Genomic DNA, 8649 nt, shown 5'->3' with positions numbered 1-8649 from the left:
ATTTCTTGAAATGCAACTGTGTTTTCCATTCTGATTTCCTGCCTGTCTAAGTGGTTTCCTAATTATTTCGACATGCAGAAGCTAAATCCTTACCATTGTTTTCTAATCTTTAGTTCAACTTATATAGCTACAGTAAAAATTGAGAAGTTTGAATAGCAAACAAAATCCCTTTAGCCGGTTAAACCAGCTCTTTCCGCCTGCCCCTTTTGTAACGAATAATTTCTCAAGCAATTAAGGCCATCCGCTTATGTTGTTACCAACCAGAGCGTTTTACCCATGACAGTTAAGAACCGCGCACTTTTTTCACTTCATCCAGCGGCAGTTCAAGCGTATCTGCAACCTTCTCGGGTGTGAATCCTTTTTCCAATAGCTTACGAATAATCAACCTGCGTTCTTCTTCTCTACCTACTTCCTTGCCTTCTTCTCTTCCTTCTTCCCTGCCTTCATCCTTTCCCTCGTCATAACCCCACTTTTTCCAGGCGGGCATCAGTTCCATGATCCGTTCTCCTTCCTCAGGGTACTGTATTCTCAGCTCACGCAATATCTCTTCTTCTTCCGCTTTATTGGGCTTAAAATATAAGTCAGCCACTGACATGATGAGTGCGAGCCGCGCATCATCCAATTTGTTTTGCAGGCGCAGAATCATTCGCAGATAAGCAATCCGTACTTCCCTTTTCTCCTTTTCATTATAGCCCATTTTGGCAAGCAATGCAGCGGCTACCGGATTATCCGACTCAATAAACTGCCGCCAATCCTTGTTACGCAGTTCAACCTTCAGAAACTGAAAATACAGGATGTTATGCTGCGGAATCATCATGGACAGCGTGTCCGCTTCATTTTTTATATCCTCCGCTGTAAAAATAGCGATCGGAATAATCAACTGATGGTCTTTCCGATGGCGCTCAAACAAGCGACTGAAGTAAATAAACATTCGCTCATGAAAGTCTGCCTCTCTGTAAGATTGCGGTTCGAAGTGTATCAGCACATATGCATCCAGCAAAGTATACTTCGTTTCCAGCAGCAAATCGAGCTCCCGCGCTTCCTGCCCTACGATATCGACCAGCAGCTCCTGCATAAGAAACCGCGTTTGACTGTAATCCAGCAGGCGATCCAGTTCTGGAAAAAATAATTCAATGAATTCCTTGAAAAATGTTTGCAGCAGTTTCTTAAATGCTTCGTCATGCGGTGTCGATGTTCTTTTGCCAATTTCTTGAGTCGTTAAGAACTTGCCCAAATTTCTCTCCTCCTTCGTGTGCAGTACGAGTTCAGGTGAGGTGCCGAACAAAAAAAAGCACAACCAACCACAGGCAGTGCCCGCAATCGGAAGTGCTTCTTCACTCGTCCTATTTCATTATTATCAGCATAATCGATTTTCGGCCACTAAGTCAAGCCTGTTGTGATATGGAATTTCGGCCTTTAAATCTAATGTCTCCATATTAAAAGATGCTCCCCGCCTTTTTTGCAGCAGCTTATACAATTTGTCCCGTATGATAAGCGTAATGCTCAACGACATACATGATGACGCTTCAATAATGGACAGTTGGCTATCTAAGAAAGCTATACTTTCATTTATTCGACTCATAAACCATGCTCACCCCTCCACTGACGTGGTGCAGCGATGAAGCAAGATTGAATGATGGATTTGTTTCTGGATGGCAGCAATCCCTGAAGCGCTTTCATACTTGTCCTCCTAATTACGTGGGATGATCCAAAGACGACCCTCTAAAATCGGTTTCGTTTGCGGTACTGCAGCGGCGTACAGCCCACCCACCGTTTGAACTGCTGAATAAAATGGGAAGCGATCGGCCAGCCGACGCGCGCGCCAATCTCGGCAACTGAGAGCGGGCTGTTCGTAAGCAGGCGGCAGGCCTCCTTGCTCCGCAGCGCCAGCAAATATTCCGTTACCGAATGCCCTGTCTCCTCCTTGAACAGATGCGAAATATGATACTTGGACAAATGCAGCTCTGTTGCTAATCTCTCCAGCTCAAAAGGCTCCATATAATGCTGCTCAATCCAGCGCAAAATCGCTTCTGTATGCGTCATGCTCCGCGCCATCGCCGCATCGACCGGCATTTGCAGAATGGAAATTTCCTGCTGCAGAAATTGCAATAAAGCCGTCAGCAGAAAAGCCTGCCCCTCCTGCTCCTTCTCTTTGTCGCTGCTGCGATGCGCATGAAAATAACGCAAATTTTCCACAATCGGATAACGCTTCTCCATGAGCGGAAAGGCTTGCTGCCGCAGCTGCCCCTTCCACAGAAAATTCAAAATTTTCTCCAGCTGCTTGTATGGCTTTATAAACGGCATCAGCGCGGCCGGATCGAATTGAAACACGCTGCGGATATAAGGATGCCGCTCGGTATCGGCCGCGCGCACATGATGAAGCTGGTACGGCTGAAAAACGAACACGGTTCCCGGCTCAATACGGTAAACATGCTGCGGAATGGTGACCGAGCCTTGTCCCTCATGCACAATCAGCAGCTCGATCCCGCCATGGGAATGAAAATAGCCTTTATAGCCTTGCTCCGCTTTCGTAAAAAGGTTGCAGCTGAAAGGCTGCTCCTGAAAATCAATCGTAACTAAGCGACTCACTGCAATCCCCTCCAGACAACCGCAAAATAACTATATTTTAACACAAAATAATTAAACTTTACGCTTTTTTTATTTGTTACGCTAGTGCTAGACATTCATCACAATAACAGGAGCGATGCCCAATGTGGAAAACAGCCATTGAAGACGCCGTAACCAAAACGCGCAGCAATATTGCCCGGTTCAATGATCAATTCCCTCATGTCAGCAACAACGACGTTTATGAACTGAACGACAATACAGATTGGACAGACGGCTTCTGGTCAGGCATGCTCTGGTTATGCTATGAATATAGCAAAGACGAGCTATTTTTGCGAGCGGCAAGGAAGGCGACCGAAAGCTTCCGCGAACGCCTGGCCGCCAAGCGCGTCCTGGATCACCATGATATCGGCTTTCTCTACTCTCTCTCCGCCAAAGCGCAATGGATGGTGGAGAAGGACGAAGCAGCCAGACAATTAACGCTTGCCGCCGCCGACCATCTGATGACGCGCTGGCGGGAAAAATCGCAGCTGCTGCAAGCATGGGGGCCGGAGGGCGACCCGGACAATGGCGGACGCATCATTATCGACTGTCTGATGAATCTGCCGCTGCTTTATTGGGCTTACGAACAAACCGGCGATCGCAAATATTATGATACAGCTGTTATTCACGCCGATAAGAGCCGCCGCTTTCTCGTGCGCGGGGACGATTCTTCCTATCATACATTTTATTTCAATCAGGAGAATGGAGATGCACTGCGGGGCGGCACGCATCAGGGTTACCAGGACGGTTCCACCTGGACCCGCGGGCAAGCATGGGGGATCTACGGCTTTGCACTGTCCCATCACTATACAAAAAATCCGCTTTATCTCGAAACCTCGCTCAGAATGGCGCGCTACTTCCTCGACCACCTGCCTGAGGACGATGTCGTCTACTGGGATTTCGATGCGCCGGTCAATGCCGAGACGAAGCGCGACAGCTCCGCATCGGCGATTACCGCCTGCGGCCTACTGGAGCTGCTGAAGCAATTGCCGGCCGATCATCCGGACCGCAGTTGGCTGGAGGATGGCGCCCGCCGTTCGATGAAAGGGCTCATTCAGCATTATGCGACGATCGGCAAGCCTGATGCGCAAGGCCTGATCGAGCGCGGCTCCTACAGCGTCCGCACTGACCTGGCACCGGACGATTATACGATTTGGGGCGATTATTACTATTTGGAGGCATTGATGCGTCTGGAGCGAGGACACAAAGGGTATTGGTACGAGTAAGCAGCAACAAGAAGAAACGGCTAACGCCATCCTTGGCGCGAAAGCCTTGTGCCTCAAGGCTTTTCTCGACTGGCGGCGATGAGGTCAGGGTTTCGGTCCCCGAAGGGGCAAGCCAAAAAGCTGTTTGATCTGTAGAGGCTGGGGCTACCAGCCCCTCCTCATCAAACCGTACGTGCGTAGAGTAGGCGACCAGCGAGTTACTAAATAGCACTTTTCCAATCACCTCTCTCAGAACGGAGCGTGCAAGTTTCCTGTGCACTCCGCTCGCCAGTGATTACCCGTCAGCTCGCATCGGTGCTAACGACTTTCTTACCGTCATATTTACCCGAATGGATGCGGGCATGGCATTCATGGCATACGGCGAGCGTCTTTCTCCTCATCGCGATCATGCGTTTCATCCATTCAGGTTTTTCTTTTCTACCGTTATTTACAAGGTCTTTCAGTTTCTTGACGTGGTGCATCTCAATGTTTCCTTTAGCTCCACACAACTCACATGTCTCATTTAGCAATCGGTCAATTAGCTGGCTTTTGATGCTGAACACTTTTCCTGTCGGCATCGTATCTACAATGACAGCATCTTTATTGTATCCGAGCTTGAACCCTCCGAAGTAAGCAACCAACGGTTTTTTACCTTCACGTTTCACTTCCGTTTGAAGCACCTTGTAGCTTTGTCCATCCGTTTCACGCGTCGTTTTGTACTTCTTAAATATTTTGTTCGGTGTTGTTTTAAACTTGTTCGCAAGGGTTCGTGCTAAAGACCATTCCATCGTTTGCTTGAGGTTGTGCAATTGATGCGCATTATAAGCAAGCAAGTAGTATTGTGCGAATCCCCGAAATTCAGACTGGTATTGCGCAATGATGTCGAAATCGGAATGAATCGTCCGTTCTTTGCGGTGAGTTGGTTTTCCACCTTTTTTATACTGTCTTGCCTTGTCCTTCATCTTTCCGTCCGGAATGCGAAGTCCGATGCTCCCATTAATACTGCGCTGCCCGCGCTGGTCATGTTTCGTGTCTTGTTGCAGAACATGAATGTCATAACCGAGAAATCGTGCTTTTTCCGTCTTCGCATGCGTAATCAAAGTTTTCTCTTCACTGAGCGTTAGCTTTAATTCAGTCGCGAGGAAGCTTTTAATTTCTTCTTTGACCTTGATCGCTTCGTGCTTCGGACCTGAAAAACCAAGCAGCCAGTCATCCGCATAGCGAATATAGTACAACCGCCTGAAGGCCGGGTCATTCGTATCTTTGGAAGGCATAGATTGCAATTGCTTGTTAAGTTCCTTAACCGTCTCCCAGTCTTGGTGTCGCATATATTTCCTCATCTGGTTGCGCAGTGCTCGATAGGTTTTATTCTCGGCACGTCTACCGCCATGGTTGTAAGCAGGGAGGATCTGCTTTTCCATGAACTGGTCGAGTCTGTCCATGTAGACGTTGGATAATGACGGACTTAAAATAGAGCCCTGTGGACAGCCGCTTATGGTAGCGTTGTACTTCCAATCTTCCAAATATCCGCATGCCAGAAATTGCTGCATCAGTCTCAAGAAACGATTGTCCGTGATCTTATCCGCCAAGATGCCAACTAGAATGTCATGATCGATGCTGCCGAAACAGTCCCGGATGTCACCTTCAACAAACCACTTCACACTTTTCCAACCATCCTTAGCCCGGATAGCACCCAGTGCGGTGTGACATCCCCGATTGGAGCGAAAACCGTGTGAGGTATTGCTGAATTGCGGTTCGAAGTAAGCCTCTAGGATCAACCGGATCACTTCTTGCAACAGTTTGTCTGACCATGTGGGTAATCCGAGCGGACGTTGCTTCTTACTGCCTTTCTTCTTGATGTATTCGCGCCTGACCGGTGCGAAGCGGTAAGTTTCCCTCTTCAACTGGTCGATGATTCGATCGATCTTGGAGATGGACATCCCATCGACCGTCTCGTTCGTCACACCCTTTGTCATCGCACCCTTGTTGGAATAAAGGTTTCTATAGGCAATAAGAAACAATTCCTTGTTGTAAAGCAAACGGTAGATGCGGTATAACGGTAACTTTCGCTTGCCCCTGTCGCTGATGATATCCAACACTTTTTTGGCTTTTTGCATTCCGCATACCTCCAAGTTTTCGATATCGTAACCACCTGTCTTCCTTCTCCTGATCTCCCGCATACCGGCGGTACAAGCGATCCAGCGGCACATCTTAAAGTCCGCCTGTGCAGCCGTCATTACAACCGCCACATTGGATACTATGAAGACTCCGTTACCATAGGAGTCTCCTCCGTTAGGCAATCCCATGTTTTGCGCAGAAAGAACGTCTTAGCCCGACTTAGGTTCCCACTCATGACCTTGCTTGAACTCACTGTTCAATGGCTTATCGCCTTGGATTTCGCCGAACAAAACTCGAATTCGACTATACGATAAGTAGGGAGTATGTAGACGGTATATCCCCAGATGTGCGGTTCCATCCCTGGTCATTCAGGTTCAGGCAGTATAGCTTTTAACCATATCGGGCAGAACTTGCGCGGCTTGCTTCTACACCGTCTTCAAATCATCCGCGCTTTACAGCCATGCTTTTGTCCCCTTCTCCTTTCAGATTTAGGTTAGGCGTTGTTCTCAACGTATTTCCAAGGACGTTGGTCCGGTGACCGGACTATTCTTTCTTCGCACGACATGGCGCACGGTTTTCCCGCATACGGCTTTCCGACGTTCTTCACCGAGTGCAATACGTACTTCGCCATGTGGTGACCGACCGTAGTTTAGCTTTCTTAAGGATTTCAAAGAAGCTGGAATTACGCAAGCTCCATTTCTTGAACTTCTTTCTGCAGAAGATCATTAACCTTCTACGGATATACCAATCAATCTTGGTTAGGAAGCTATTCGCGGCTCCCTTATCCACTTTTCCGTAGTAATTTCGCCATCCTATAATTTTGGGATTTAGGCTTTTTATGATCTCGTTAATATTCTTGGACAGAAGGTGTAGCGGAGCTGTTGCTTCCTTTACTTTGAGTCGCATCTTCTTCATTGCTTTTTTCGATGGTACACACCGAAGGATGCGCGCCACGTCTCCCCCTTTACGCCAGACCGGCATACGGCGAAAGTGGTGCCCTAGAAAGTCAAACCCTTGATCACATAGCCATATGTTCACCAGTTTGCTCTTCTCAATGTTCATAGCCAGTTCCAGTTTTGCAAATACCGCCCGCAAGACATGGACTGATTCCCGAGCCTCCGCTACTTTGTGACACAGTATGACCAGATCATCCGCGTAGCGAACCATTGTACCGAGATGTGCAAATTTCTTTTCCCAGACCGTGTCCAGGTAGTTCAAATAGATATTGGCGAGAAGCGGCGAGATGACGCCACCTTGCGGGCTGCCGATGACGGATTCATAAAACTGATCATCTTTCATGATTCCTGCTGTTAACCATCCCCGGATCAACTTTAGGACTTTTCGATCGGATACACGCTGTTCCACTAAGGTCATGAGTTTGTCATGCGGGATGTTATCAAAGTATCCTTTGATATCCACGTCTACAACCCAATATACTTTCCCGTTATTCACCGTGCCCATAATCTTGCGAAGTGCATCATGTGCGCTTCGCTTTGGCCGGAAACCGTATGAGAAGTCCTTGAAGTCCGCTTCAAATATACTTTCAAGCACGATCTTCGCGGCCATCTGCACAAGTCGGTCTCTCACAGTCGGGATGCCCAGCGGTCTTGTACGTCCATCCCCTTTCGGGATATCCACTCTTCGCACAGGCGATGGCCGATACGTTCCGTTCTTTAGTTGTTCGCTTGTTTCCTTGATGAACCGGTTTTCTCCATATTCCTCACGGATGTGTTGAATGGTGACTTTGTCGATACCGGCACTGCCCTTATTCGCTTTTACCTGTTTCCACGCGTACGTTAGAACATCTTCTCGGTAGATTTTGTCGTACAGCGCATGAAATCGCCGTGTTGGCTTTTCCTTAGCAGCACGGTACAGGGTTCTTTGAAGTTGTCGAGCTTTTTCTTTGGCGTTGTTAGCCTTCGCGGCATTCACTCGCTCTTACCTCCTCAGTTCCCATGAACGAAGTGGGGTATTGTCTTTCGACGCCCTTCCCTCCACGAGGTTGTGTTGTCCTTGCTTCATCGGTACTATGACCCCCTCCGAGTCCCTTCCCACAGATTCCCACTTCACCCGCTAAGGCTTATAGGTTCACTCTTTACGGTTGTGCGCCGTGTGGGGGAGGGCTTCCCTAGTTCCAAACATAACTTTCTCCACATGCCGATCCCCATACACCGGAGAGTTCTTCCGCATTGTTATCCAAGTTCTTCATGCGTTCCCTGGCCTTCGCCCTTCCGCTCGGGGCTCGGCACTCCCTTGTCCATCCGAAAGATGGTGCTGTGTAACGATGCGGCAGGATTCACTTCATGTTACGGCCTGCGGATTTGCTTCGCATACGGTGTTGCTTGCATGTTTTTCGCAGGGCTTCAACCCACGGATTTCGCCGCGTGTTGCCTGCTAGCTACAGGGCAGCTTGGTCTTTACCCCGGCTGGACTTTCACCAGCAAGTTATGCCTAGCTTGGCTAGGCGCGCAACGGAAGTCACCGACGTTATTTCACCAATAGAACCTCTTTTTGAAATCTAACGGATTTGAGCGACCTTAATTGGACTTTTTCTTGCGAAATCGTGCTATTTCTCATCAAATAGCGGTCCACAGGAGAGCGTCGATTAATTCTCCCCAACTTGCCCTGTGCGATGAATCTCATGATTCGGATCCCTTCATTTTCTCCATGAAATGAAGGGTTTTCTTTCATTTCCTCACCAATCCTCTCGTTTTCGTGG

6 protein-coding genes are annotated in these 8649 nt (G+C 48.4%); 1 reads left to right on the top strand and 5 read right to left on the bottom strand.

The features are described from left to right. Window positions 1-283: 283 nt before the first annotated feature. Window positions 284-1234 (bottom strand): Rpn family recombination-promoting nuclease/putative transposase, encoded by a 951-nt coding sequence (locus ACFQ0N_RS38135; RefSeq protein ID WP_379335712.1) that lies wholly within the window; start codon window positions 1232-1234, stop codon window positions 284-286. A 488-nt stretch (window positions 1235-1722) separates the two neighbouring features. Continuing rightward, window positions 1723-2589 (bottom strand): AraC family transcriptional regulator, encoded by an 867-nt coding sequence (locus ACFQ0N_RS38130; protein ID WP_379335710.1) that lies wholly within the window; start codon window positions 2587-2589, stop codon window positions 1723-1725. A 122-nt stretch (window positions 2590-2711) separates the two neighbouring features. On the opposite strand from ACFQ0N_RS38130, the gene ACFQ0N_RS38125 reads away from it, so the two are divergent. Then, complete coding sequence (locus ACFQ0N_RS38125; protein WP_379335708.1) at window positions 2712-3833, top strand: glycoside hydrolase family 88 protein; 1122 nt, start codon at window positions 2712-2714, stop codon at window positions 3831-3833. 281 nt (window positions 3834-4114) lie between these two features. Here ACFQ0N_RS38125 and ACFQ0N_RS38120 read toward each other — a convergent pair whose 3' ends face one another. The 3 genes from ACFQ0N_RS38120 to ACFQ0N_RS38110 form a co-directional block, all read right to left on the bottom strand. Then, complete coding sequence (locus ACFQ0N_RS38120; RefSeq protein WP_379335714.1) at window positions 4115-5929, bottom strand: reverse transcriptase/maturase family protein; 1815 nt, start codon at window positions 5927-5929, stop codon at window positions 4115-4117. Window positions 5930-6533: 604 nt separating this feature from the next. Continuing rightward, complete coding sequence (gene ltrA, locus ACFQ0N_RS38115) at window positions 6534-7862, bottom strand: group II intron reverse transcriptase/maturase (RefSeq protein ID WP_379335706.1); 1329 nt, start codon at window positions 7860-7862, stop codon at window positions 6534-6536. Between the two features lie 555 nt (window positions 7863-8417). Continuing rightward, on the bottom strand, window positions 8418-8649 hold a 232-nt coding region (locus ACFQ0N_RS38110), incomplete at its 5' end, for a hypothetical protein (RefSeq protein WP_379335704.1).

Source organism: Paenibacillus sp. GCM10027626 (assembly GCF_042676285.1).
In the GTDB taxonomy this organism is placed as follows: Bacteria; Bacillota; Bacilli; order Paenibacillales; family Paenibacillaceae; genus Paenibacillus_Z.
The sequence above is the reverse complement of the archived record's forward strand: the minus strand, read 5'-3'. Positions and strand labels throughout refer to the sequence as shown.